The following is a 24832-nucleotide window of genomic DNA, read 5'->3' as shown; positions in this document are numbered from 1 at the left end:
GCCAATGGGCTTCAGGCTCGCTTAGTCGTGCTTTCGTTTTTATCGAACGTGGGGTGCGGATTTTTGCGCTTTTTATGGCAAAAAATGCACCTATCATGGTGGCCATCGTACCGATGACTGACCTTCAGGAGGTCGCCATGACCACTCGTACCCTTGTGATCACTTCTTCCATCCTCGGCGAGAACGGCCAGTCCAGGGCCCTGGCCGATCACTTCACCGCCCAGGCCCAGGGCCGCGGCGTCGAGGTGACCCGTCGCGACCTGGCGGCCGACGAGCTGCCCCACCTGGCCCTGGTCGAGCTGGGCAGCTGGCAGGTCAGCGAGGAGGAGCGCAGCCCCGAGCAGCGCGAGCTGGCCGCTCGCTCGGACTCACTGATCCAGGAGCTGCGCGACCATGACGTGGTGGTGCTGGCGGTGCCGATGTACAACTTCGGCATTCCCAGCCAGCTCAAGGCCTGGTTCGACCGCGTGATGCGCGCCGGCGTGACCTTCCGCTACACCGAGAACGGCCCCCAGGGCCTGGTGGAGGGCAAGCGGGCGGTCATCCTGGCGGCCCGCGGTGGCCAGTATGCCGGCACCGAGATGGATACCCAGACCCCGCACCTCAAGCTGATGCTGGGCATGATCGGCATCACGGAGGTGGATACCGTCTTCGCCGAAGGGCTCGCCATGGGCGAGGGCAAGCGTGACGCGGCCCTCAAGGAGGCCCGTCAGGCCATCGACGGCCTGGTGGAGCGCCTGTAAGGCGGCAGGCACCCGTGCGGTAGCCGACACGACGCAGCGGGGCGGCCATCCGGCCGCCCCGCTGCCTGTGTGGAGCCTGCCCGCCTCAGCAGGTGTCCGAGGTCTCCAATGCCCAGCCGGCGGCGACGAAGTCGCTGGTGCAGAGCGCCGGCTCCGGGGCCAGGATACGCCCGGCCAGGCGCGAGAGCGCTTCGCGGTTGCCCCGGGAGGGGGCTTCGAGCTGCTCGGAGGTCGCCACCGGCGTCCAGCCATCGCCGTCGCGGGTGGCCAGGGTGAAGGCGAAGGGATGAAAGCCGGGAAAGCCCAGGCGCAGGTCGGTGGCTACCAGGGTCTCGTGGCCGTCGAGCTCGAGGGTCTCGTAGCGCAGGAAGGGGCCGGCGAACCACGCCAGCCGCGCGCCTCGCTCGCTCGCCATCGCCGCCTCCTCCAGCTCGGCCCCGCGGCGATAGGACTCCACCAGCGGCGGGGTGTCGCCGTCCAGCAGGCCCATCAGCAGCTCGTGGTGCTCGTCGCCATCCACCACCGTGACGCGCCACAGCAGGGTGTTGAAGGGGGTGGGCTGGACCAGCCGCGGGGCCTCGGCAAGCCCCCGCTCGGCCAGCACCGGCTCCAGGCGGTGCTCCACCAGCTGCTTGGCGCCGAAGGCGAACACCAGGTAGGCACTGGAGAGTGCCAGCCCCCAGGCCGGTCCGCGCCGCCCGTTGCCGGTGGCCAGCGCCACGCCGATGCCCACCAGCAGCGGCAGGGTGTAGAGCGGGTCGATGATGAAGACGATGGGCCAGGCCGCGGGTGGCACGTCCAGCGGCCACAGGAGCTGGGTGCCGTAGGCGGTCAGGGCGTCGAGCAGCGGGTGGGTCAGCAGGCAGAGCCCGAAGAAGGCCCCCCAGCGCGCCAGGGAGATATCCCGGGCCGGGGCGAAGCGGGCGGAGAGCAGCGTCAGCGCCGTGGCCAGCCCCGCCAGCACGAACAGCGAGTGGGAGAAGCCGCGGTGCTCGGTGACGTTGGCCACGGCATCGCCGTAGTCGATGACCACGTCCAGGTCGGGCAGGGTGCCGAGCATGGCACCGATCAGCACCGCCTTGCGGCCCAGCCGGCGGCCGAGCACTGCACCGCCCACGGCGGCCCCCAGGGCGGCCTGGGTAATCGAATCCATCGGGAGGCGTTCCTCGCTGAGAGTGCTTGCCTATGATGCCACGGGCGGGGGGCGGGTTCCCTTTTGCCGTTGAGGCCCTTGGCACGGAGCTGATCCGGCGACAGGCCTGCGAGGGGGCGCTGTGAATACGTCCCTGTACGCTACCGATGCCCTGCTGCGCTCTCGCGTCCCGCTCCGCTTGCAGGTCCGGTGCTGGCCATCCATGGCCAGCCCGTTCGGAGGAATCCTCCTCACCCCTGGCATAGGACCCCCTCTTCGGCCTGCCCCCGGCGCTCCTCGCTCAGTGGCTCATCGCTCTACCCAGCGTGGCCCGGCGGCGAGGATGCGCGCCTGCACCGGGCAGTCGTCGCGGTGGGCGCCGGGCAGGTAGCCGGTGCTCATCAGGAACTCGCCGGTGATCTCCGGCCCGGTGAAGCGGAAGGTGCGCTTGAAGAGCCGGACCCACTCCGCATGGGAGAGCGGGTGGTGGTGGTCGAGCCAGGCGGCGAGGCTGCCGTGCTCTTCGCGCAGGGCCTGGATCACCCCGGCGTTGTGGATCACCGCGTCGACCTTGAGTTGGTTGCGGATGATGCCGGCGTCGGCCAGCAGCCGGGCCCGCTCGGCCTCGCCATAGGCGGCCACCCGGTCGATGGCGAAGCCCTCGAAGGCGGCCCGGAAGGCGGTGCGCTTCTTCAGCACGGTGAGCCAGGAGAGCCCCGCCTGGTTGATCTCCAGGGCCAGGCGCTCGAACAGGGCCTCGTCGTCGGCCACCGGGAAGCCATATTCGTGGTCATGGTAGGGGCCGTGAAACGGATGGCCCGGGGCCAGGTCACAGTAGTGGCTCATGCTGGGGCTCCAGGTCGCGAGCTGACGTGATCCCGCCCCCTTGGCAAGGACCCCGTCGACGCCGACAATCGTGCCATTACCCTATCACCGCGGAGCGACTGCGATGAAGCGAATGACTCTCCCCCTGGCCACCGGCGCCCTGCTGGCGATGCTGACGGCCCCCGCCCTGGCCGAGGGGCCCGTGGTCGAGATGTACCAGGATCCCAACTGCGGTTGCTGCGGCGCCTGGGCCGACCACCTGGAGGCCGAGGGATTCACGGTGGAGCGCCACAAGACCCGCGAGATGCGCGCCATCAAGATCGAGCAGGGACTGACCCCCGAGCTCGCCTCCTGCCATACCGCCATGGTCGATGGCTACGTGATCGAGGGCCATGTGCCGGCGGCCGACATCCATCGCCTGCTGGAGGAGCGCCCGGATGTGGCGGGGCTCTCCGTGCCGGGCATGCCCCACGGTTCGCCGGGCATGGAGACCGGCCGCTACGACGACTATCAGGTGCTGGGCTGGCACCGCGACGATCGCACGCCGGAGATCTTCAACGAGTACACTCACTGATCCCACAAGGCTATTTGGAGCTATCGATGGCGCGTCAGCGAAAGGCGCCGGGGACAGGTCGAAGAGGGGGTCCGTGGACCAGGGAAGGTCGAGGTAGCCCCCAGGGAGGGGTTCATGGCGCCCCCTCGCAGGCCTGTCACCGGAACAGCCTTGAGCGGTACCGCCATCTGCGATAGCCCCGTGATTCCCCCCGACAAGGAGTTGAACATGCAGTATCTGCACACCATGGTGCGCGTCAGCGACCTCGACGCCTCGCTGCACTTCTACTGCGACCTGCTGGGCTTGAAGGAGGTGCGGCGCAAGGAGAATGACAAGGGGCGCTTCACCCTGGTCTTCCTGGCCGCCCCCGAGGACGAGGCGCGTTCCGCCGAACTCAAGGCGCCGGAGCTCGAGCTCACTTACAACTGGGACCCCGAGGAGTACACCGGCGGGCGCAACTTCGGCCACCTGGCCTATCGGGTCGACGATATCTACGCCCTCTGCGAGAAGCTGCAGAACGCCGGGGTCACCATCAACCGCCCGCCCCGGGATGGCCATATGGCCTTCGTCAGGAGCCCCGACGGCATCTCGGTGGAGCTGCTGCAGAAGGGCGATGCCTTGCCCCCGCAGGAGCCCTGGGCCTCCATGGAAAACACCGGCAGCTGGTAGGCGGCCGGCCACGTGACAAGGAAGAACGACGACCCATGAAGATGACAGCTGTGGCCCGCCTGGGCCTGGTGATAGCCGCCGCGGCCCTGTTGGCGGCCTGTGGAAGCCGCCCCGATGCGCCGCCGGAGCGCGAGGTGAGCCTCTCGGGCCCGGTGGTGGAGCAGCGCTGGAACCTGCTGCTGGTGGGCACCGACGAGCGGCTCTCGCTGCCCGAGCCCGCCTGGTTTCGCATCGCGGCCGACGGGAGCGTCACCGGCAGCGACGGCTGCAACCAGCTGATGGGGCGGGCCAATCTGGGCGAGAACCAGCGCATCGAGTTCTCGCAGCTGGGCACCACCCGGCGCGCCTGCCCTCAGGGCGAGGACGCGGCCCGGGTGACCGGCATGCTGGAGACCGCCTACCGCTACCTGATCGACCATGACCGGTTGGTCTTCTTCGGCCCCGATCAGCGGGTGCTGGGCGGCTGGCGCAAGGCGAATTAGCGTCCCGGCAGCAGCGCCTGGACCCTGGCCATGCCGGCGGTGATGCCGCGGGCCATGGCCGGCCCGATCGGGGTGAGCAGGAACCAGGGCGCGATGATCAGGTTGATGGCGATGGCGCCGAAGTAGACGTCGCTGAACCAGTGGGCGCCGCTCAGGATGCGCGGGGCGCTGAGGATCACCGCCGCCACCAGGCTCACCAGCATCACCTTGCGACCGGCGAAGCGCCACATGAAGGCGGTGAACAGGAAAAGGTTCACCCCGTGGTCGCCGGGGAAGCTGGCGCCGGAGCTGTCCTTGGTGGCGAAGTCGACCAGTTCGGTGACCCGATTGACCTCCTGATAGACCACCGTGGGGCTGGGGTGAGAGTAGTCGATCACCAGGCGCACGCCCTGGGCCATGAACACCGCCACCAGCAGCATGGTGATGCCGATGCCGCCCCAGCGGAGCAGTCTCGGCTCGCGGAGCGGATCCCGGGAGATGGCCCACAGGTAGATCACCAGCAGCACCACCAGGCTGATCACGTCGAAGAGCCGCGCGTTGGTGGTCGCCACCAGCCACACCCAGGCCGGGTTCCCCTCGTGCAGCCAGGCGTTGGTGGTGAAGAACACGGCATCGTCCAGCTCGGTCCAGAACAGCAGGTCCGGCGACAGCCAGGAGAACACCAGCAGGGCGCCCAGCAGGTTGAAGATCAGCAGGCGGCCAAGCGCAAAGGTCGAGTCGGTCTGAGGCATCGAGACATGGCGGGTCGGTGGGTGTGGCGGACCATTCTAGGGGAACGGGATTTGGCAGAACAGCGTTTCTTAACGCGGCTGCAACATGGTCGTGGTAGCGCTGCCACGGGGGCAGGCCCCCAACGGCCAGCGGCCCGCCTAGGGCGGGCCGCTGGCTGAGACGCCGACGGGGTCGGTCAGAGCGCGGCGATCTTGTCGCGCTGTTCCTCCAGCAGGCGGCGCGCCGCCAGGAAGTCCGCGAGCTTGGCGCGCTCCTTCTCCACCACGGCCTCCGGCGCCTTGGCCACGAAGCTCTCGTTGCCGAGCTTCTTCTCGATGCCGCCGATCAGCTTGTCCTGCTTCTCGATCTCCTTGCCCAGGCGGGTGAGTTCGGCGTCCTTGTCGATCAGGTCCGCCATCGGCACCAGCACCTCCATCTCGCCCACCAGCTGGGTGGCTGAGAGGGGCGCCTTGCTCGGGTCGTCGAGCCAGGAGACGCTCTCGAGTTTGGCCAGCTTGGCCAGGAAGCGGCGGTTGGCCTCGAGGCGCGCCGGGTCGTCCGGGCCGCCCTTGGTGAGCAGCGCGTCCAGCGGCTTGCCCGGGGCGATGTTCATCTCGGCGCGGATGTTGCGGATCGCCACGATCACGCCCTTGAGCCACTCGATGTCCCGCTCGGCGGCTTCATCGATCTTCTCCGGCTCAGCGCTGGGCCAGGCCTGGGCCATGATTGAGTCGCCCTCGCCCTGACGGGTGCCGGCCAGGGGGGCCACGCGCTGCCAGATCTCCTCGCTGATGAAGGGCATCATCGGGTGGGCCAGGCGCAGGATCGCTTCCAGCACACGCACCAGGGTGCGACGAGTGCCGCGCTTGGCCTCGGGGCTGGCGCCGTCGTCCCACAGCACCGGCTTGGAGAGCTCCAGGTACCAGTCGCAGTACTCGTTCCAGACGAAATCGTAGAGCGCCTGGGAGGCGTGGTCGAAGCGGAACTCCTCCATCGCCCGGGTCACCTGGGCCTCGGTCTGCTGCAGGCGCGAGATGATCCAGCGGTCGGCCAGCGACAGCTCGACCGGTTCACCTCCCAGGCCGGTGTCCTCGCCCTCGGCGTTCATCAGCACGTAGCGCGAGGCGTTCCACAGCTTGTTGCAGAAGTTGCGGTAGCCGTCCAGGCGGCCCATGTCGAACTTGATGTCGCGCCCGGTGGTGGCCTGGGAGAGGAAGGTGAAGCGCAGTGCGTCGGTGCCGTGGGGCTCGATGCCCTCGGGGAACTCGCCGCGGGTGGCCTTCTCGATGGCCTTGGCCTTCTGCGGCTGCATCAGGCTGCCGGTGCGCTTCTCGACCAGGGTCTCGAGCTCGATCCCGTCGATCAGGTCGATGGGGTCGAGGACGTTGCCCTTGGACTTGGACATCTTCTGGCCCTGGCCGTCGCGCACCAGGCCGTGGACATAGACCTGCTTGAAGGGCACCTCGCCGGTGAACTTCAGGGTCAGCATGATCATCCGGGCGACCCAGAAGAAGATGATGTCGAAGCCGGTGACCAGGACGCTGGAGGGGTGGAAGGTACGCAGCTCCGGGGTCTTCTCCGGCCAGCCCAGGGTGCCGAAGGTCCACAGGCCCGAGCTGAACCAGGTGTCGAGCACGTCCTCGTCCTGGGTCAGGCGCGGCACGCCGAGCTTTTCCATGGTCCTGAGGGCGTCGGGCGTCATCTCGGTGGTGCTGCCCAGCAGCTGGTTGAAGCCGCGCAGCCGCATGGCGGTGTCGAAGTCGCCCTGCTCGTGCTCGATGAAGTGGGCGAGCTCGACCAGGTAGTCGCGGGTCGCCTCCACCTCGTTGCGGGCCACGAAGACGTTGCCGTCCGCGTCGTACCAGGCGGGGATGCGGTGGCCCCACCACAGCTGGCGGGAGATGCACCAGTCCTGGAGGTCGCGCATCCAGGCGAAGTACATGTTCTCGTAGTTCTTCGGCACGAACTGGATGTCGCCCTTCTCGACGGCCTCGATGGCCGGCTTGGCGAGGCTCTCCACGGCGACGAACCACTGGTCGGTGAGCAGCGGCTCGATGACATCGCCACTGCGGTCGCCATAGGGCAGGGTGTTGCTGACCGTCTCGATCTGCTCGAGAAGCCCGGCGGCCTCCATGTCGGCGACGATCCGCTTGCGCGCCTCGAAGCGGTCCAGGCCGGCGTAGGCCTCGGGCAGGCTCGTGTCGATCTCGGGCAGCGGCCGGCCCTGGATGTCGAAGGCCTCGGCCCGGGCGAGGATGCTGGCGTCCTGGGTGAAGACGTTGATCAGCGGCAGGCCCTGGCGGCGGCCCACCTCATAGTCGTTGAAGTCGTGGGCCGGGGTGATCTTCACGCAGCCTGAGCCCTTCTCCATGTCGGCGTGCTCATCGGCGACGATGGGGATCCGACGCCCCACCAGCGGCAGCTCGACGAACTTGCCCACCAGGGAGGCGTAGCGCGGATCCTCGGGGTTCACCGCCACGCCGGTGTCGCCCAGCAGGGTCTCGGGGCGGGTGGTGGCGACCACCAGGTAGTCGAGCCCCGCGTCGGTGGTGACGCCGTCGGCCAGCGGATAGCGGAAGTGCCAGAACTGGCCCTGCTGGTCGCGGTTCTCCACCTCGAGATCCGAGATGGCGGTATGCAGGGTCGGGTCCCAGTTGACCAGCCGCTTGCCGCGGTAGATCAGCCCTTCCTTGTGGAGGCGCACGAAGACCTCCTGGACCGCCTGGTAGAAGCCGTCGTCCATGGTGAAGCGCTCGCGGGACCAGTCGACGCTGGCGCCCATGCGGCGCAGCTGGCGGGTGATATGGCCGCCGGACTCCTGCTTCCACTCCCACACCTTGTCGATGAAGGCCTCGCGGCCCAGGTCGTGGCGGCTCTTGCCCTCCTCGGCGGCGACCTTGCGCTCCACCAGCATCTGGGTGGCGATGCCGGCGTGGTCGGTGCCCACCTGCCACAGGGTGTTGCGCCCCTGCATCCGCCGCCAGCGGATCAGGGTGTCCATGATGGTGTCCTGGAAGGCGTGGCCCATGTGCAGGCTGCCGGTGACGTTGGGCGGCGGGATCATGATGGAGTAGGGCTCGCCCTCGCCGGAGGAGGCGAAGCGGCCATCGGCCTCCCAGCGCTCGTACCAGCGGGATTCGATCTGCTCGGGTTGGTAGGTCTTGTCCATGGGCGTTCCGGGTCCAGAAATGATCACCGCCGGCCAGGGGGCCGGACGGCAGGAGAGGGCGACGAAAAATGGGCCCGATTATAGCGCGACCAGGCGCCCAGCGTCAGCCGGACTGGCCGCGCAGCTGGTGGGCCTTTACCGGGTAGCCGCGCTTCTTGTAGGTCTGCCAGCACTCGCGCTTGGCCACCAGCACCGCCTGGTGCTGGTTGATGATCTCGGCGACCCGCTCGAAGCGCGAGAACCATTCCGGAATGCCCGGGGCGAGGTTGAGCAGCGCCTGGACGGCCTGGTCCGGGGCGGGCGGGGCGGCCCAGCCGATGGTGACCGGTATGCGCGGATCGGGGGCGGCCTCTCCTTCCCCCTCGCCCAGCAGGGCGTGAGGCACATAGGCGTCGGGGCGGAAGGTCCAGAGCCGCTCGTCCAGCTCCCGGGCCATGGCCTCGTCCTCGGCGTGCAGGTGCAGCCGATAGCCCTTGCGCTGGATGGTCTCGGCCAGCCGGCAGGCGAAGTCGAGGCGCGCCTCCAGGGTGGTATCGGGGAGGACGTAGAAGTCGATCTGGGTCATCTGAGTCTGCCCGGGGCTTTTCCTCAGGGCAGGCCTCTGCGGAGGCGCTGTGAATACTTCCCTGTACGCTACCGACGCCATCCCTGGCGTAGGACCTCCGCGTCGGCCTGCCCTTCGGCGCCCCTCACCTAGGTGGAGAGAGCCGTTGTAGCAGCGGACCCGCCCTAGCGGGCCCGTCGCGACGATTGGACTGTTACACCAGGCGGGTCAGCCAGCCATGGGTATCCTCGGCGCGGCCGTACTGCAGGTCGAGCAGCTTGGTGCGCAGGCGCTTGGCCACGGGGTTGCCGCTGTCCGCCTTCAGGCGGATGCGGTCCTGCTCGGTGACCAGTTCGCCCACCGGGGTGATCACCGCGGCGGTGCCGCAGGCGAACACCTCGGTCAGTTCGCCGGAGGCCGCTGCCTCGCGCCACTCGTCGATGCTGATCGGACGCTCCTCGGGGGTGAGGCCCTCATCGCGGGCCAGGGTCAGCACCGAGTCGCGGGTCACGCCCTCGAGGATGGTGTCGGTGAGGCGCGGCGTGGCGATGCGGCCATCCTGGAACACGAAGAAGAGGTTCATGCCGCCCAGCTCCTCGATCCACTTGTTCTCGGCGGCGTCGAGGAAAGCCACCTGGCCGCAGCCGTGCTCGCTGGCCTCCTTCTGGGCAGCCAGGGAGGCGGCATAGTTGCCGCCGCACTTGGCGAAGCCGGTGCCGCCGGGGGCGGCGCGCTTGTAGTGGCTGGAGAGCCAGATCGAGACCGGCTCCACGCCGCCCTTGAAGTAGGCCGCCGCCGGGGAGGCGATCACGTAGTAGTCCACCTCCTGGGCCGGGCGCACGCCGAGGAACTTCTCGCTGGCGATCATGAAGGGGCGCAGGTAGAGGCTGCACTCGTCGGCCTCGCTCCTGGGCGTCGGCACCCAGGCGTGGTCCTGGGCCAGCAGGGCCTTGAGCGAGCCGATGAAGTCCTCGTCGGAGAGCTCCGGCAGGGCCAGGCGGCGGGCGCTGCGGCGGAAGCGTTCGGCGTTCTTCTCCGGGCGGAAGGTCCACACCGAGCCGTCGGCATGGCGGTAGGCCTTGATGCCCTCGAAGATCTCCTGGGCGTAATGCAGCACGGCGGCGGCGGGGTCCAGGGTCAGCGGCCCGTAGGGGCGTACCTCGCGGCCGTGCCAGCCGGCGTCCAGGGTCCAGCGCACGTGGGCCATATGGTCGGTGAAGTACTGGCCGAAGCCGGGGCTGGCGAGGATGTCCTCACGGATCGAGTCGGCCGTGGGGGTGGAGTTGGGCAGGAGTTCGAAGCTGGCATTCGACACGGCAAGGGGTCTCCGCTACGCCCGGGGCGTGCCGGCCCCGGGGTGATACTGGAAGCTCGGGCCGGTGAGAGCCGGCCCGGGTCGTGGATTCATCGTCAGTCCCACATGAGAAAGGCGACGCGGGAAAAACGCAAGAGCGAGGCGTTATTCCGTCTCGGTTTCCACTTCGGCATCGCTTTCGCGGTCCAGCAGGTACTGGGTCAGCAGGCCCACGGGGCGGCCGCTGGCGCCCTTCTCCTTGCCGGAGCTCCAGGCGGTACCGGCGATGTCCAGGTGCGCCCAGGGGAACCTGTCGGCGAAGCGCGAGAGGAAGCAGGCGGCGGTGATGGTGCCCGCCGGGCGACCGCCGATGTTGGCCAGGTCGGCGAAGTTGGAGTCGAGCTGCTCCTGGTACTCGTCCCACAGCGGCAGGTGCCAGGCGCGGTCCCAGGCCGCCTCGCCGGCGTCGAGCAGGTCCAGGGCCAGGTCGTCGTCGTTGGAGAGCAGGCCGGTGGCGTGGTGGCCCAGGGCGATGATGCAGGCGCCGGTGAGGGTGGCGATATCCACTACGCTTGCCGGCTCGAAGCGCTCCGCGTAGGTGAGGGCGTCGCACAGCACCAGGCGGCCCTCGGCGTCGGTGTTGAGCACCTCCACCGAGAGGCCCTTGAGGGTCCGGATGATGTCGCCGGGCTTGGTGGCACGGCCGTCGGGCATGTTCTCGGCGGCGGCGACGATGGCCACCAGATTGACCTTCGGGCGGATGCCGAGCACCGCCTTGACGGTGCCGAACACGCTGGCCGCGCCGCACATGTCGAACTTCATCTCGTCCATGGCCTCGCCGGGCTTGAGCGAGATGCCGCCGGTGTCGAAGGTGATGCCCTTGCCCACCAGCACGTGGGGCGCCTCCTCGGGATTGTCGGCGCCCTGGTACTTCATGACGATCAGCCGCGAGGGCTGCTCGCTGCCGCGGCCCACCGACAGCAGGCTGTGGGCGCCCAGCGCCTCCAGGGCCTCCTCGTCGAGGATCTCCACCTCCAGTGCACCGCCCGAGGCCCGGCCCAGCGCCTCGGCCTGCTCGGCCAGGTAGCTCGGGGTGCAGACGTTGCCCGGCAGGTTGCCCAGGGTGCGGGCGTAGCTGATGCCTTCGCCCACAGCGCTGCCGATGCGCGCGCCCTCGCGGGCCGCCCCGGCGTCACCGCCCTCGCTGACCAGCAGGGTCACCTCGGCCAGGCGCGGCGCGGGGGCCTTCTCCGACTTGAACTCGTCGAAGCGGTAGACGGCACGCCGGGCCGCCTCGGCCACCATGCGGGCCTTCCAGGCGCAGCTGCGGTCCGGCACCGGCACGTCGGTGAAGGCCGCGCCGCAGGCGTCCACCGGCAGGCCGGCCAGCGCCGTGAAGGCGGCGTCCAGAGCCTTGCGGAAGGCACCCTCCCGGCACTTGTCGCGCTCGCCCAGGCCCACCAGCAGCAGACGCTCGGCACCGAGGCCCGGGGCGAAGGGGATCATCTGCACGTTGCCCAGCCTGGCGTCGAAATCACCGCGCTCGATGAGCTGGCCGATCAGCTTCTCGCTGGCGTCATCCAGGCGCGCCGCCGCGGGCAGCAGGTCGCCATCCTTGAATACCGGGATCACGAGGCAGGGCGACTCGACCTTGGCGGGGTTACCCGTCTGAACTGGGAATTCCATGGCGTCTCCACAAGACAAGCGTTGGGGTTACTGGCAATTGGGGTTACAAGCGAGGGGGGATTCTGGATAATGCCGGCACGTTGCCGTGTCGTTCCAGTGTACCGAAGGCATGGCCCCATTGCATGGCAGACGCTGCATGATCATCTTCCGTTACCTGGCCCGCGAGATCCTGCTGACCATGGCCGCCGTCGCCGGTGTCCTGCTGCTGGTGATCATGGGCAGCCGCTTCATTCGCTACTTCTCCGATGCGGCCGAAGGCGAGATTCCCGCCAGCATCCTCGGCACCCTGATGCTGTTCCACCTGCCGGGCTTCATGGAGCTGATCCTGCCGCTGGCGTTCTTCCTCGGCATCCTGCTCGCCTACGGGCAGCTCTACCTCAACAGCGAGATCACCGTGCTGGTGGCCTGCGGCACCAGCCCCAACAGGCTGCTGCAGGTGAGCCTGGTGCCGGCCGCGGTAGTGGCCGTGCTGGTGGCGCTGTGCAGCCTGTGGCTGACCCCGGCGGGGGCCCTGCACAACGCCGTGATGCTCGAGGAGCAGCGCAGCCAGCTGGACTTCTCGGCCCTGGCACCGGGGCGCTTCCAGGACTTCGGCAGCGGGCGAACCGCCTACATGGCCGCCATGAGCGATGACCAGAGCCTGATGCAGGAGGTGTTCATCAGCGAACGCCAGCGACGCAGTGACGGCACCCCGGAGAGCGTGGTGACCCGCGCCGAGGCCGGCTACCAGACCGTCGACCCGGAGACCGGCAGCCGCTTCCTGGTGCTCGCCGACGGCGAGCGCTACAGCGTCGACCCCGGCCGCCACCAGGCCGAGCGGCTGACCTTCGAGACCTATGCGGTGCGTCTCTCCCAGGCCGGTGAAAGTCGCGAGCTCGACTCGCCCGAGTACGCCACCACCGGCGCCCTGCTGAGGGACGAGTCGCCGCGCGCCCAGGCCCAGCTGCAGTGGCGGCTGGGGCTGCCGCTGATGGTCTTCATCCTCACCCTGCTCGCCATGCCGCTCTCCCGGGTCAACCCTCGCCAGGGGCGCTTCGCCAAGCTGCTGCCGGCGATCTTCCTGCACGTGGCCTACCTCAGCCTGCTGCTCGCCGCGCTGGACGCCATCGGGCGCGGCAGCCTGCCGGCAGTGATCGGCATGTGGCCGATCCACGCCGGCTTCCTCGCCCTGGGGCTGGTCATGATGGTGCGCGCCCAGCGCAAGGGGATGAGCGGATGATCGCCGATCGCTTCGACCGCTACCTGGCCCGCAACGTCCTGGCCGCGATCATCGTGGTGCAGGTGGTGCTGCTCGGCCTCGACCTGGTGATCACCTACATCAACGACCTTGACGACGTGGAGGGCGACTATGGCGCCTTCCAGGTGCTGCTCTTCCTGGGGATGCGGCTGCCCTGGCGCTTCTACCAGTACGCACCGGTGGGCGTGCTGATCGGCGCCCTGATCGGGCTGGGCAGCATGGCGTCGAGCAACGAGCTGACGGTGATGCGGGCCGCCGGTCGCTCCCTGACCCGCATCCTCTGGGGGGTGATGAAGCCGATCATCCTGGTGGTGGTGGTGGTGCTGGTCATCGCCGAATACGTCAGCCCGCGCACCGAGCAGTTCGCCGCCGCCTGGCGCCTGGAGCAGATCCAGGGGGCCGGTGCCGTGGTCACCGAGCGCGGCGGCTGGCAGCGCGAGGACGACAGCTTCTACCGCTTCGGCGCCATCCGCGCCGATGACACCGTGCTGGACCTGACCCGCTACCGCTTCGAGGGGCAGCGCCTGCGCGAGGCGATGAGCGCCGAGCGGGCCGTCTGGCGCGACGGCGGCTGGCGGCTCGAGAACGTGGCGGTGACGCGCTTCGAGGAGGAGCGCACCGAGGTCGAGCATCACGCCAGCCTGGCCTGGCAGACCCGCCTGACGCCTGACCAGCTCGCCCGGCTGCTGCGCCCGATCGACAGCCAGGCCCCCAGCGAGCTGTGGGCCTACGCCCGCTACCTGCAGGACCAGGGGCAGGCGGCGACCCAGCCGCTGCTGCACTTCTGGCAGAAGATGCTGATGCCGCTGACCATGGGCTCCCTGGTGCTGGTGGCCGCCTCCTTCGTGTTCGGGCCGCTGCGCACCGTGGCCGCCGGCACCCGGGTCTTCTATGGCGTGGTCACCGGCCTCTCCTTCAAGTACCTGCAGGACCTGCTGGCGCCGGCCTCCACGGTGTTCGGCTTCTCGCCGGCCTGGGCGGTGCTGGCCCCGACCCTGATCTGTGCGGGCCTCGGTCTCTACCTGCTCAGGCGCACCGGCTGACACCAGGAGCTTCCCATGCAACGACGCTTCGGCAACCTCGACGATGTCTGGCCGGCGGGGCTCGCCCGCCGCCTGGGCGCGATGCTCTACGACAGCTTCCTGATCGCCGCGATCTGGATCCTGGTGGCCGGCCTGCACCTGACGATCGGCCGCCAGCTGCTGGGCATTTCCGCCGAACAGGTGGGCGCCGGCCCGCTCTGGGGGCTGTCGCTGCAGCTGCTGCTGCTGGGTGCGGCCTTCGCCTTCCTGGCCTTCTCCTGGACCCGTGGGGGGATGACCCTGGGGATGCAGGCGTGGCGGCTGCGCGTCCAGACCCTCGACGGCCGCTCCATCACCCCGGTGCAGGCCCTGGTCCGCTTCCTGGTCGGCCTGCTCTCGCTGGCGGCCTTCGGGCTCGGCTACCTCTGGATCCTCGTCGACCGTGAGCGGCGCAGCTGGGGGGATATTGTCTCCGCTACCCGGGTAGTGGTGCTGCCGAAACCCGTCAAGTAGGAGGCGCGCCGCGCGGGAGATTGACCCGGATCAGACATTGTTCGCTTCCCGCTTGCAGGGGCCTATGCGAATCATTTACATTAACCTTGTCAGCCGCAGCGAGGTGATGTTCATGTACGTGTGTCTCTGCAAGGGGGTCTCCGACCACCGGATCCGCCAGACCGTCGAGGACGGGGCCCGCAGCTGGCGCGAGGTACAGAACCAGACCGGTTGCGGCACCCAGTGCGGCAAGTGCGCCTCCCAGGGCAAGAGCATCACCCGCGAGGCGGTGAAGGCCGAGCTGATGGTCGGCGCCGAGGACCTCGCCTACGCCGTGTGACCGCTCCCCCCAACACTCACGGAATCGAGATCGTTCTCGTTTTCGCTGTCATTTAATTGATTTCATTGGCTTTTCGTCAGATCTCGCTAGACTGGTCAGCAGTGCCTGGCAATGCCGTTCCCGGCATGCCAAGCTGAAGTCACACTTCCCCGACCACAGTCAAAGGTGAGTCCATGAAAGGCGACAGCAAGGTCATCGAGCATCTCAACAAGGCGCTGGGCAACGAGCTGGTGGCGATCAACCAGTACTTCCTGCACGCCAAGATGTACAAGGACTGGGGCCTCAAGGCGCTGGCCAAGTGGGAGTACGACGAGTCCATCGAGGAGATGCAGCACGCCGACAAGCTGATCGAGCGCATCCTCTTCCTCGAGGGGATTCCCAACCTGCAGGACCTGGGCAAGCTCAATATCGGGCAGGACGTTCGCGAGATGCTCGAGTGCGACCTCAAGATCGAGCATGAGGGCCGCGCCGACTACATCGAGGCAATCACCTACTGCGAGCAGGTCAAGGACTACGTCAGCCGCGACCTGTTCCGGGATATCCTCGCCGACGAGGAGGACCATATCGATCATATCGAGACCGAGCTCGGCTTGATCGACAAGGTCGGCCTCGAGAACTACATGCTCAAGCAGATGCAGGAAGCCGGCGACGAGTAAGCGCCCCCTCCTGATCCCCCCTTCACCTCGCATCTCGACCGGCGCCCACAGTGGCGCCGGTCCGCGTTGGCCCCTCGGGACCCGAAGCCCGGGGATGTTCTACGCTGGTGCATAGCCTCCGACGTGCCGAGCCGTCATGGTGCTCGGGCGCGGGGAGAGGCTGCCCCGTCGTGGCCCCTGTCCTTGACCTGTCGGTCAGGATGCAGGGCTGGCAGGGTTCCTGCATGACAACAATCACAACAACCAGCGAGAGGGTATCTTCCATGAGCCGTTTCCCACTCCGCCGTGCCGGGCTATCGACCGGTGCGCTCGGTCTCTCCCTTGCCGGGCTCGTCCTGTCCGGCGCCGTCCTGGCCGACGAGACCCGTATCCGCTTCCAGCTCGACTGGCGCTTCGAGGGGCCGTCCGCCCCTTTCCTGATGGCGGTGGAGCGGGGCTACTTCGCCGAGGAGGGGCTCGATGTCCAGGTCGACTCCGGCAGCGGTTCGGCGGGTGCCATCAACCGGGTGGCGTCGGGGGCTTACGAGATGGGCTTCGGCGACCTCAACGCCCTGGTGGAATTCCTGGCCGAGAACCCCGACGGGCCCGGTATTCAGGGGGTCTACGTGGTCTACGATGGTACGCCGGCGGCAGTCTTTGCCCGCCGGGATCGCGGCATCGAATCCGCGGCGGATCTGGTCGGCAAGTCCCTGGCCGCGCCGGCCTTCGACACCGGCTACCGCGCCTGGGGCATCTTCGCCGCCGCCAACGGCCTCGAGGCCGATGACGTCGAGTGGCAGAACGTCGACCCCACCCTGCGTGAGACCCTGCTGGTGCGCGGCGACGTGGATGCCATCACCGGCTTCTACTTCACCAGCCTGCTCAACCTCGAGGGGCGCGGCATGGGCGAGGAGGCGCTGACCATCCTGCCCTTCCCCGACCATGGGGTACCGTTGTATGGCAACGCCATCATCACCAGCGGATCCTTTGCCGAGGAGAACCCCGAGGCGGTGGAGGGGTTCCTGCGGGCCTTCAACCGTGCCCTGGCCGAGACCCTGGCCGATCCGGATGGCGCCATCGACTATGTACTGGCCCGGGACGGTCTGATCGACGTGGCGATGGAGACGCGGCGGTTGAAGCTGGCCATCGAGAGCGTGATTGATACTCCGGATGCCCGGGCCAACGGCGTGGGGGCAGTGGACGAGGCGCGCCTGGCCAACGCCATCCAGCTGGTGGCCGAGGCCTATGATCTGCCCGTGGTGCCGACCCCCGCGCAGGTCTTCAACGCCGACTATCTGCCGCCCCGGGAGGCGCGGATGATCCTGCCGGAGGCGCCCTGAGCATGGCGTTTGTCGACTTCGATCGGGTCAGCCTGGCCTACGACAGCAGCGGCAACGCCATCGAGGATATCTCGCTCTCCATCGAGGAGGGCGAGTTCGTGGCCTTCGTGGGCCCTTCGGGCTGCGGCAAGTCCACCTTCATGAAGCTCTGTACCGGTCTGCATGGCCCCACCGAGGGGAGCGTGCGGGTCGACGGCGAGCCGGTGAGCGGCCCGCTGAAGATCTGCGGCATGGCGTTTCAGAGCGCCAACCTGCTGCCCTGGCGCACCACCCTGGACAACGTGCTGCTGCCCCTCGAGATCGTCGAGCCCTACCGGCGGCAGTTTCGTCGCCGTCGCGCGGAGTTCGAGGGCTGGGCCCGGGAGCTGCTGCGCACCGTGGGCCTCGAGGGTTACGAGGAGCAGTACCCCTGGCAGCTCTCCGGCGGCATGCAGCAGCGTGCCTCCATCTGCCGCGCGCTGATCCATCGGCCGAAGCTGCTGATGCTCGATGAGCCCTTCGGGGCCCTGGACGCCTTCACCCGGGAGGAGCTGTGGTGCGTCCTGCGGGATCTCTGGGAGGCCCAGCGGTTCACCGTGGTGCTGGTCACCCACGATCTGCGCGAGGCGGCCTTCCTGGCCGATACCGTCTACGTGATGAGCCGTCGTCCGGGGCGAGTCCTCGAGGCTCGGCCCATCGACTTCCCTCGCCCACGCCCCCTGGAGATGACCTTTGAGGCATCCTTCACCACCCTGGTGCAGGCGCTTCGCTCCCGAATCGGTGACATCCACAGCGGCGGGGAGGTGCGCTCATGACGACGCAGACGAGATGGCGCGAGCGTCTGGCGCCCTGGGTCGCCGTGCTGGCGCTGATCCTGGTCTGGGAAGCGACGGTCAGGCTGTTCGAGGTGCCGCCCTTCATCTTCCCCAGCGCCTTGGCTACCGCCCAGGCCCTGGTCACCTTCGCCGGGCCCATCGGGATGCACTCCTGGCAGACCTTCTGGACCACCATGGCGGGCTTCGGCCTGGGGGTGGCGGTGGGGCTGGTGCTGGGGCTCATCATCGGCTCTTCGCGCTTCCTCTACCACGCCTGCTATCCGCTGCTGGTGGGCTTCAACGCCATCCCCAAGGTGGCCTTCGTGCCGATCCTGGTGGTGTGGTTCGGTATCGGCTCGGTGCCGGCGATCCTCACCGCCTTCCTGATCTGCTTCTTCCCCATCGTGGTCAACGTGGCCACGGGGCTCGCCACCCTGGAGCCCGAGCTGGAGGACGTGCTGCGGGTGCTGGGCGCGCGGCGCCTGGACGTGCTGCTCAAGGTGGGGTTGCCACGCTCGCTGCCCTACTTCTTCGCCTCGCTGAAGATCGCCATCACCCTGGCCTTCGTGGGCACGGTGGTGTCGGAGACGGTGGCGTCCAATCAGGGGATCGGCTACCTGATGATGAGCGCCGGCTCCCAGATGCGCATGTCGCTGGTGTTCGCCGGGCTGATCGTGATCAGCGCCATGGCCATGGTGATGTACGAGCTGTTTGCGCTGCTGGAGAAGCGGATGACGGGGTGGGCCCACCGCGGCCAGAGGTAGGGCGCGTCAGAACGCCTTCTCGAGGGCGAAGCGGGGTACCGGCTCGCCCTGCACTTCCACCGTTTCGGTGAACATCGCAAGGGGCCTGACCCACAGGCCGTAGTCGCCGTAGAGGGCGCGGTAGACCACCAGCGGCTCCTCGGTCTCGCTGTGGTGGGCCACACCAAGGACCTCGTAGCGGTTGCCCTTGTAGTGGGCGTAGATGCCGGGAACGGGAAGCGGGCGGGGCATGGCAGGCTCCTGGGGTGTCGGGAGAAAGGGGGCGCTCAGGACGAAGGGGGGGCGGCCGCGGCCCGCCTGGCCAGCCGGGCCAGCACCCGCGAGGCGGCCACGAAGCCGAAGCTGCCGGTGACGAAGGTAGCGGCGCCGAAGCCGGAGGCGCAGTCCAGCCGGGTGGCCTCGCCGCTGCCCGGCTTCTGCAGGCAGACCTCGCCGTCGCTGCTGGGGTAGACCAGCTGTTCGTCGGAGTAGACGCACTCCACCGAGAAGCGTCGCTTGGGGTTGCGCGAGAAGCCGAAGTCCCGGCGCAGGCGCGAGCGCACCTTGGCCAGCAGCGGGTCGTGCTCGGTGCGGGCGAGGTCCGCGACTCGGATGCGGGTGGGGTCGGTCTGGCCCCCGGCGGCGCCGGTGACCGTGATCGGCAGCTTGCGCCGCTTGCACCAGGCGATCAGCGCCGCCTTGGCCACCACGCTGTCGATGGCATCCACCACGTGGTCGGCGTCCTCGGGGATCCGCTCGGCCAGGTTGGTGGGGGTCGCGAAGGCAATATCTTCCCTCACCTCGATGCCGGGCTGGATGGCGTGGCAGCGCTCGGCCAGCACCTCCACCTTGGGCCGGCCGATGGTGCCGTCCAGGGCGTGGAGCTGGCGGTTGACGTTGGAGACGCAGACGTCGTCCAGATCGATCAGGGTGAGCCGGCCGATGCCGGAGCGTGCCAGAGCCTCCACCGTCCAGCTGCCCACGCCGCCGACGCCTACCACCACCACGTGGGCGGTGCGGAAGCGCTCGACGGCGCGGGTGCCGTAGAGCCGGCGGATGCCGCCGAAGCGCAGGGCGTGGTCGTCGGTCTCGACGGTGTCCTGGTGGACGACGGCGGCGGAGGAGAAGGGCAGGTCGGTCATGGCGGTCCCTGTCAGCTCATGGGTTCGAGATCGGGAAGGGCCCGGTGCACGGCGTCCCGCGGCAGGTGGCCGGCCCAGCCGAAGCGCTCCAGGAGTGCCGACATGGTGGCGTCCAGGGCGCACTGGAGTCGCAGCGGCTGTCCGGTCATCGGATGGACGAGGGCCAGCTCGACCGCGGCCAGCAGCAGCCGGGAAGCGTCCAGGTGCTCGGCGAAGAAGCGGTTGTGGTTGCCCTTGCCGTGCTTGGCGTCGCCGATGATCGGATAGCCGCGCTGGGAGAGGTGGCGGCGAATCTGGTGGCGGCGCCCGGTCAGCGGGCGCGCCTCCATCAGCGAATAGCGGCTGTTCGGGTAGCGGTCCACCTCTACCGGCAGTTCCACGCTGTCCAGCCGTCGCACCTCGGTCACCGCCTCCATGGCAGGCATCTCGGCCTTGGGGCGGCTGCCGTCCTCCTCCCGCAGGGGATACGCGAGCCGCTCGGCCTCGGGGCCGATGCCGCGCACCACCGCCAGGTAGCGCTTGGCCACCCGGCGCTCGGTGAAGGCCTCGGTGAGCCGGGTGGCGACCGCCGGCGAGAGGGCGAACAGCATGATCCCCGAGGTGGGGCGGTCCAGGCGATGCACGGGGTAGACCCGCTGGCCGAGCCGGTCGCGCAGCCGCTGCAGCAGGAACTCCCGCTCGCCACGGGCCAGGGCGGTGCGGTGCACCAGCAGCCCGGCCGGCTTGTGCACGGCCACCAGGTGCTCGTCTTGGTGGAGGATACGCAGGGGGTCGCTCATGCCGGTGGAGTCGCCAGGAGGGTCGCCGAAGGGGCCGCCATTGTCGCTGTCCGGGGCGGGGATGTCATCCCTGGCGCGAAAGGGAGCTTGACGCTGCCGGAGGGCTCGCCAGGCGGCAGATCTCCACGTGGGAGAACCAGGCGAGGTCGGCGGCGGCGCGCTGGAGGCGTTGCGCCGTCGCGTCACTCTCCAGCGGTGCGTGCTCGTCGAGGCAGGCCACCACGGTCACGGACCCCTCCAGATAGTGCAGTTCGAGATCGAGCAGCCAGTGCCATTCGGGCAGGCCGGACCAGCGCCGCGCCAGGGCCCGCTCCACCTCGGGGCGCAGCGGCAGGCCCGGGAGGCGGCTGGGATCGCCCTCGCCGGCATCATCTTCCGGGTCGACGTGGAACGTCAGGTCGGTCAGCGCCGGATAGGCCTGGCGCAAGCGGCGGCTCACCTCGTTGCCGATCTCGTGGCCCTCCGACACGCTGATCCGCGGCGATACCACCACGTGGAGGTCAAGCATGGTGCGCCCGGCCGACTGGCGGGTTCGCAGGTCGTGGACGCCCACCACCCCCGGCACGTCCAGGGCCACCTCGCGCATCGCCTCCTGCTGCGACACCGGCAGGGCGGTATCGACCAGCTCACGGCCGGATTCCCACAGCAGGTCCCAGCCGACCTTGCCGACCAGTAGCCCGACGATGACCGCGGCCAGGGTATCCAGCCAGCCATGGCCGAACTGGGTGCCGACCAGGGCCACCAGCACCACCGCCGTCGAGAGCACGTCGGAGCGCGAGTGCCAGGCGTTGGCCTCCAGCAGGCGCGAGCGGTAGCGGCGCGCCACGCGCATGGTCAGATGGAAGAGCGCCTCCTTGGCCAGCAGGCAGACCAGGGCCAGCAGCATGGCCCAGATGCCGGGGGGTGGGATCTGGGCCGCCGAGAGGAAGCGCTCCACGCTCGACCAGGCGATGGCGCCGGCCACGAAGATCAGCACGCTGCCGAGGAAGAGGGTGGCGAGGGTCTCGATGCGCCCGTGGCCGTAGGGGTGGTCGTGGTCCGGGCCCTGGCTGCCGTAGTGGGTGGCCGCCAGCACGAAGCCGTCGGTGATCAGGTCCGAGAAGGAGTGGATGCCGTCGGCGATCAGCGCCGCCGAGCCGACCAGCACCCCGCCGATGACCTTGGCCAGCCCGACGATGGCGTCGACCCAGATGGCCAGCAGGGTGATGCGTCGGGTGTCGCGGGTCCTGTCAGCGCCTGGGGTGGGCATGGAGAGCGACTCCGGTACAGCGTGAACCTGAGGGGATCGAAAGTGTACTGAATTGGTCCGCTTTTTGGCAAGTCACCCTCCGAGGCCGTCACAGGCTGGGGGCTGGCGATGGGCTAGCGGATCCCGGAGCGCAGGAAGGACTGCACGAACTGTCGCTGGAACAGCAGGAAGGCGATCAGCAGCGGGGCGATGCTGAGCAGGGTCGCGGCACTGACGGTGGCCCAGTTGACGCCGGTCTCCGGCGCCGAGAAGACCCCGAGGCCGACGGTGAGCGGTCGGCTCTCCACCGAGTTGGTGACCACCAGGGGCCACAGGAAGTTGTTCCAGTGGTGGCTGATCGAGACCAGGCCATAGGCCAGGTAGGTGGGCTTGGCCAGCGGCACGTAGACCTTGAGCAGGATCGCCATCCAGCCGCAGCCTTCGATCCGCGCGGCATCCTCCAGTTCGCGGGGAATGGTCTTGAAGGTCTGGCGCAGCAGGAAGATGCCGAAGGCGCTGGCCACATAGGGCAGCCCGATGCCGGTGATGGTGTCGACCAGCCCGAGGGTGCTGGCGATCCGGTAGTTCTCGACGATCAGCACCTCGGGGAAGACGAACAGCTGGATCAGCACCAGCATGAACAGGAAGTCCTTGCCGGGAATCGGGAAACGCGCGAAGGCAAAGCCGGCCAGGGTACAGACCACGAACTGTGCCAGCACGACGCCGGTAACCAGCAGGAAGGTGTTGAGGTAGTAGCGGGCAAACGGGGCCTGGGCCCAGGCGTTGGTGAAGTTCTCCAGGGTCAGCGGGGCGAACAGGTCGAAGCGCACCATGAAGGCCGGCGGGTGAAAGGCGGCCCACACCGCATAGAGCAGGGGAAAGATCCAGACGATCGCCAGCAGCCAGGCGGCGGTGGTCTCGAGACTCGGCACCCGCAGCGCAAACCGCCTGGCGGCAGGGAGACTGGCTTGGCTCATGAGCTCGCCTCTTGCAGTGATGCTGCGGTCATTGGTAGTGCGTCCGACGGTCGAGGATAGCGAACTTGACGGTGGCCACGATCGCCAGGACCAGCAGGATCACCACGGTGATGGTGGCGGCGTAGGTGCGGTCGAAGAACGAGAAGGCGTTCTCGTAGACGTAGTAGAGCAGCAGGTTGGTGGCGTTGTTGGGTCCGCCCTTGGTGAGGATGAACAGGTGGTCCACGACCCGCACGGCATTGATCAGCGCATTGATCAGCACGAACAGCGTGGTCGGCATCAGCAGCGGGAAGGTTACCCGCCAGAAGAAGCTCCAGCGGCTGGTGCCTTCCAGGTCGGCGGCTTCCCTGAGTTCGGGCGGCATGCTCTGCAGGGCCGCGAGATAGAAGATCATGAAGAATCCGGCCTCCTTCCAGACCGTCATGACGATCACCGACGTGAGCGCCACCCCGGGATCGCCCAGCCAGTTCACCCCGGACAGCCCCAGGGCGCCCAGCAGCTTGTTGAACAGCCCGATCTGCGGGGCGTAGAAGAACATCCAGATGTTGGCCGCGGCGATCATCGGCAGGATGGTCGGGGTGAAATAGGCCATGCGTACGAAGCCGCGTCCCGGCAGGCGGGCGTTCACGAACAGGGCCATGGCCAGGGCCAGGGCGATGGAGGTGGGGATGGTGCCCAGTGCATAGATGAGGTTGTTGCGTGCCACCCGCCAGAAGGTGCTGTCCTCGACCAGCAGCCGGTAGTTCTCCAGCCCGACGAATTCCGTCGGTGCGCCGCGAAAGCCGGGCAGGAACAGGCTGTTGATCAGGGTGGCGATGGTCGGCAGGTAGGCGAAGGTGGCCAGCAGCACGGCGGCCGGCAGCAGCAGCAGGGCGCCGTAAAGCTGCATGCGTCGATGGGCATTCATCTCGACCATGTTGGCCCTCCCTTGTCATCCGGCTCCCCGGGGCGGCGGGCGCCGCCCCGGGGGCCCTGCCGAGGTCCTCCTCGCCCTCCCTCAACGGGCATAGCGCCGCAGGGCCGCATCGGCTTCCCGCTGGGCCTGAGCCAGCGCCTCGGCGGGTGCCATCTGCCCGGTCAGGGCCGCCTGCACGGCATTGTCCAGCGCTCGGCGCACCCGACCACCCTGGTAGGTGGAGAGCTCGGCGGTGCCGTGCTCCAACTGGTCACGGGCCACGGCGGCAGGCGGGAAGCTCTCGATATAGTCTCGCAGCGCCTCGGTCTCGTAGGCGGCGGGGCTCACCCCCATGTAGCCGGTCTCGATCGACCAGGCGGCGGCCCGCTCCGGGTCAGTCATCCAGCGGATGAAGGTCATCGCGGCGCGCTGCTCCGCCTCGTCGGCATCCTTGAAGAGGTAAAAGTTGCCGCCGCCGGTGGGGCTCCCCCGCTGGGTCTTCATCGGCAGCATGGCCACGCCGAAATCGAAGTCGGCCTCGTTACGCACCGCGGTCAGGTTGCCGGTGGTGTGCCAGATCATCGCCGTGGACTGCTCGATGAAGTTCTGCCGCAGGGTGCCCCACTCGATGGTGCCGTCGGGCATGGCGTCATGCTCGGTCGCCAGCGACACCCAGTACTCCAGGGCCTCGATCGCGGCGGGGTCGTCGAAGTAGACCTCGGTGCCGTCCTCGCTCATCAGCCGGTGGCCGTTCTGGAAGGCGAAGGCCTGGAACATCCAGTAGGGGTAGCCGGTGGAGGGGACCATCACGCCCCACTGGTCACCGCCCGAGGCGTCGCGCACTGCGGCGGCCATGCGCGCCATGTCGTCCCAGGTCTCCGGTGGCGTTTCCGGGTCGAGGCCGGCGGCCTCGAAGGCGTCCTTGTTCCAGTAGAGCACGATGGTGGAGCGCTGGAAGGGAATGCCGTAGGTCATGCCATCCAGCTGCCCGTTCTCCATCAGGCCGGGGTAGAAGCTGTCGAGCCACTCGCGCTCCTCATCGGTCTCGACCACCTCATCGAAGGCGATGATGGCGTCCTGTTCCAGCAGTTCGTAGAGGTCGATGGAGAACAGTACCGAGAGCTGCGGGGCATCACCGGCCTCGATGGCCGACATGGCGCGGACTCGGGTGTCGTCGTAGTTGCCGGCGTAGATGGCGTCCACGCTGATGGCGGGATGCTCGGCCTCGAACTGGTCGACAAGGCCGTCGATGACCTCGGTGAGGGCACCCCCCACGGCAATGGGGTAGTAGAGGGTCAGCTCGACCGGGTCGTCGGCAGTGACGGGACCGGCGGCCAGCAGGCCGGCGGCCAGGGCCGTCAGGGGGAAGGAGAGACGTGCACGCATGACATGGCTCCTGT

General features: G+C 68.5%; 26 protein-coding genes. 12 read left to right on the top strand and 14 right to left on the bottom strand.

The window, feature by feature from the left end; all coding sequences use genetic code 11:
- The first annotated feature begins 137 nt into the window (after window positions 1-137).
- Window positions 138-743 carry an FMN-dependent NADH-azoreductase gene (locus tag NFC98_RS15660; RefSeq protein ID WP_254275838.1) on the top strand — a complete coding sequence of 202 codons (606 nt, stop codon included), beginning with the start codon at window positions 138-140 and terminating at the stop codon, window positions 741-743.
- A gap of 85 nt (window positions 744-828) precedes the next feature.
- On the opposite strand, the gene NFC98_RS15655 is transcribed toward NFC98_RS15660, so the two are convergent.
- Window positions 829-1896, bottom strand: coding sequence for a metal-dependent hydrolase (locus NFC98_RS15655; protein WP_254275837.1), 1068 nt, complete (start codon window positions 1894-1896; stop codon window positions 829-831).
- Window positions 1897-2184: 288 nt separating this feature from the next.
- Window positions 2185-2721 (bottom strand): DNA-3-methyladenine glycosylase I, encoded by a 537-nt coding sequence (locus NFC98_RS15650; RefSeq protein WP_254275836.1) that lies wholly within the window; start codon window positions 2719-2721, stop codon window positions 2185-2187.
- A 103-nt stretch (window positions 2722-2824) separates the two neighbouring features.
- Here NFC98_RS15650 and NFC98_RS15645 point away from each other — a divergent pair, with 103 nt between their 5' ends.
- From NFC98_RS15645 to NFC98_RS15635, 3 genes are all read left to right on the top strand, one after another.
- Window positions 2825-3274 (top strand): DUF411 domain-containing protein, encoded by a 450-nt coding sequence (locus tag NFC98_RS15645; RefSeq protein ID WP_254275835.1) that lies wholly within the window; start codon window positions 2825-2827, stop codon window positions 3272-3274.
- Window positions 3275-3481: 207 nt separating this feature from the next.
- A complete protein-coding gene (gloA, locus tag NFC98_RS15640; RefSeq protein WP_254275834.1) occupies window positions 3482-3922 on the top strand; it encodes a lactoylglutathione lyase in 441 nt (146 codons plus the stop codon).
- A 41-nt stretch (window positions 3923-3963) separates the two neighbouring features.
- Window positions 3964-4404, top strand: coding sequence for an META domain-containing protein (locus tag NFC98_RS15635; protein WP_254277861.1), 441 nt, complete (start codon window positions 3964-3966; stop codon window positions 4402-4404).
- Here NFC98_RS15635 and NFC98_RS15630 read toward each other — a convergent pair.
- The 5 genes from NFC98_RS15630 to NFC98_RS15610 form a co-directional block, all read right to left on the bottom strand.
- Window positions 4401-5135, bottom strand: coding sequence for a phosphatase PAP2 family protein (locus NFC98_RS15630; protein ID WP_254275833.1), 735 nt, complete (start codon window positions 5133-5135; stop codon window positions 4401-4403). The genes NFC98_RS15635 and NFC98_RS15630 overlap by 4 nt on opposite strands.
- Before the next feature lie 176 nt (window positions 5136-5311).
- Window positions 5312-8284, bottom strand: a complete 2973-nt coding sequence (locus NFC98_RS15625) for a valine--tRNA ligase (protein ID WP_254275832.1) — start codon at window positions 8282-8284, stop codon at window positions 5312-5314.
- Window positions 8285-8387: 103 nt separating this feature from the next.
- Window positions 8388-8849, bottom strand: a complete 462-nt coding sequence (locus tag NFC98_RS15620) for a DNA polymerase III subunit chi (RefSeq protein ID WP_254275831.1) — start codon at window positions 8847-8849, stop codon at window positions 8388-8390.
- Between the two features lie 193 nt (window positions 8850-9042).
- On the bottom strand, window positions 9043-10143 hold the full coding sequence (locus tag NFC98_RS15615) for a branched-chain amino acid aminotransferase (protein WP_254275830.1): 1101 nt from the start codon (window positions 10141-10143) through the stop codon (window positions 9043-9045).
- Window positions 10144-10287: 144 nt separating this feature from the next.
- Complete coding sequence (locus NFC98_RS15610; RefSeq protein WP_254275829.1) at window positions 10288-11808, bottom strand: leucyl aminopeptidase; 1521 nt, start codon at window positions 11806-11808, stop codon at window positions 10288-10290.
- 136 nt (window positions 11809-11944) lie between these two features.
- On the opposite strand from NFC98_RS15610, the gene lptF reads away from it, so the two are divergent.
- From lptF to NFC98_RS15570, 8 genes are all read left to right on the top strand, one after another.
- A complete protein-coding gene (lptF, locus tag NFC98_RS15605; protein WP_254275828.1) occupies window positions 11945-13027 on the top strand; it encodes an LPS export ABC transporter permease LptF in 1083 nt (360 codons plus the stop codon).
- Window positions 13024-14088 carry an LPS export ABC transporter permease LptG gene (gene lptG, locus NFC98_RS15600; RefSeq protein ID WP_254275827.1) on the top strand — a complete coding sequence of 355 codons (1065 nt, stop codon included), beginning with the start codon at window positions 13024-13026 and terminating at the stop codon, window positions 14086-14088. The genes lptF and lptG overlap by 4 nt, the downstream gene beginning before the upstream one ends.
- 15 nt (window positions 14089-14103) lie before the next feature.
- Window positions 14104-14580, top strand: a complete 477-nt coding sequence (locus NFC98_RS15595; protein ID WP_254275826.1) for an RDD family protein — start codon at window positions 14104-14106, stop codon at window positions 14578-14580.
- Between the two features lie 112 nt (window positions 14581-14692).
- Complete coding sequence (locus tag NFC98_RS15590; protein WP_254275825.1) at window positions 14693-14899, top strand: (2Fe-2S)-binding protein; 207 nt, start codon at window positions 14693-14695, stop codon at window positions 14897-14899.
- Window positions 14900-15072: 173 nt separating this feature from the next.
- Window positions 15073-15555: a bacterioferritin gene (bfr, locus tag NFC98_RS15585; protein ID WP_183332088.1), complete on the top strand. Its 483-nt coding sequence runs from the start codon at window positions 15073-15075 to the stop codon at window positions 15553-15555.
- Between the two features lie 263 nt (window positions 15556-15818).
- Window positions 15819-16874, top strand: a complete 1056-nt coding sequence (locus NFC98_RS15580; RefSeq protein ID WP_254275824.1) for an ABC transporter substrate-binding protein — start codon at window positions 15819-15821, stop codon at window positions 16872-16874.
- 2 nt (window positions 16875-16876) lie between these two features.
- Window positions 16877-17668 (top strand): ABC transporter ATP-binding protein, encoded by a 792-nt coding sequence (locus tag NFC98_RS15575; protein WP_254275823.1) that lies wholly within the window; start codon window positions 16877-16879, stop codon window positions 17666-17668.
- The gene (locus NFC98_RS15570) at window positions 17665-18432 is read left to right on the top strand and encodes an ABC transporter permease (RefSeq protein ID WP_254275822.1); all 768 of its coding nucleotides are present in this window, start codon (window positions 17665-17667) and stop codon (window positions 18430-18432) included. Before NFC98_RS15575 ends, NFC98_RS15570 begins: the two co-directional genes overlap by 4 nt.
- Before the next feature lie 6 nt (window positions 18433-18438).
- Here NFC98_RS15570 and NFC98_RS15565 read toward each other — a convergent pair whose 3' ends face one another.
- The 7 genes from NFC98_RS15565 to NFC98_RS15535 all read right to left on the bottom strand — a co-directional run bounded on the left by NFC98_RS15565 (window position 18439) and on the right by NFC98_RS15535 (window position 24818).
- Window positions 18439-18663, bottom strand: coding sequence for a DUF1653 domain-containing protein (locus NFC98_RS15565; RefSeq protein ID WP_183332096.1), 225 nt, complete (start codon window positions 18661-18663; stop codon window positions 18439-18441).
- Window positions 18664-18698: 35 nt separating this feature from the next.
- Entirely contained in the window at window positions 18699-19553 is an 855-nt protein-coding gene (gene tcdA, locus NFC98_RS15560) for a tRNA cyclic N6-threonylcarbamoyladenosine(37) synthase TcdA (protein ID WP_254275821.1), read from the bottom strand.
- Window positions 19554-19564: 11 nt separating this feature from the next.
- Window positions 19565-20332 (bottom strand): pseudouridine synthase, encoded by a 768-nt coding sequence (locus tag NFC98_RS15555; protein ID WP_254275820.1) that lies wholly within the window; start codon window positions 20330-20332, stop codon window positions 19565-19567.
- Between the two features lie 64 nt (window positions 20333-20396).
- Complete coding sequence (locus NFC98_RS15550) at window positions 20397-21581, bottom strand: cation diffusion facilitator family transporter (RefSeq protein ID WP_254275819.1); 1185 nt, start codon at window positions 21579-21581, stop codon at window positions 20397-20399.
- 113 nt (window positions 21582-21694) lie between these two features.
- Window positions 21695-22537, bottom strand: a complete 843-nt coding sequence (locus NFC98_RS15545; protein WP_254275818.1) for a carbohydrate ABC transporter permease — start codon at window positions 22535-22537, stop codon at window positions 21695-21697.
- Between the two features lie 28 nt (window positions 22538-22565).
- Window positions 22566-23453, bottom strand: a complete 888-nt coding sequence (locus tag NFC98_RS15540; protein WP_254275817.1) for a carbohydrate ABC transporter permease — start codon at window positions 23451-23453, stop codon at window positions 22566-22568.
- A gap of 81 nt (window positions 23454-23534) precedes the next feature.
- On the bottom strand, window positions 23535-24818 hold the full coding sequence (locus NFC98_RS15535) for an ABC transporter substrate-binding protein (protein ID WP_254275816.1): 1284 nt from the start codon (window positions 24816-24818) through the stop codon (window positions 23535-23537).
- Between the last annotated feature and the right edge of the window lie 14 nt (window positions 24819-24832).

Origin of the sequence: Halomonas sp. 3H (genome assembly GCF_024206005.1) — a bacterium.
GTDB classification, from domain to species: Bacteria; Pseudomonadota; Gammaproteobacteria; order Pseudomonadales; family Halomonadaceae; genus Halomonas; species Halomonas campaniensis.
The sequence above is the reverse complement of the archived record's forward strand: the minus strand, read 5'-3'. Positions and strand labels throughout refer to the sequence as shown.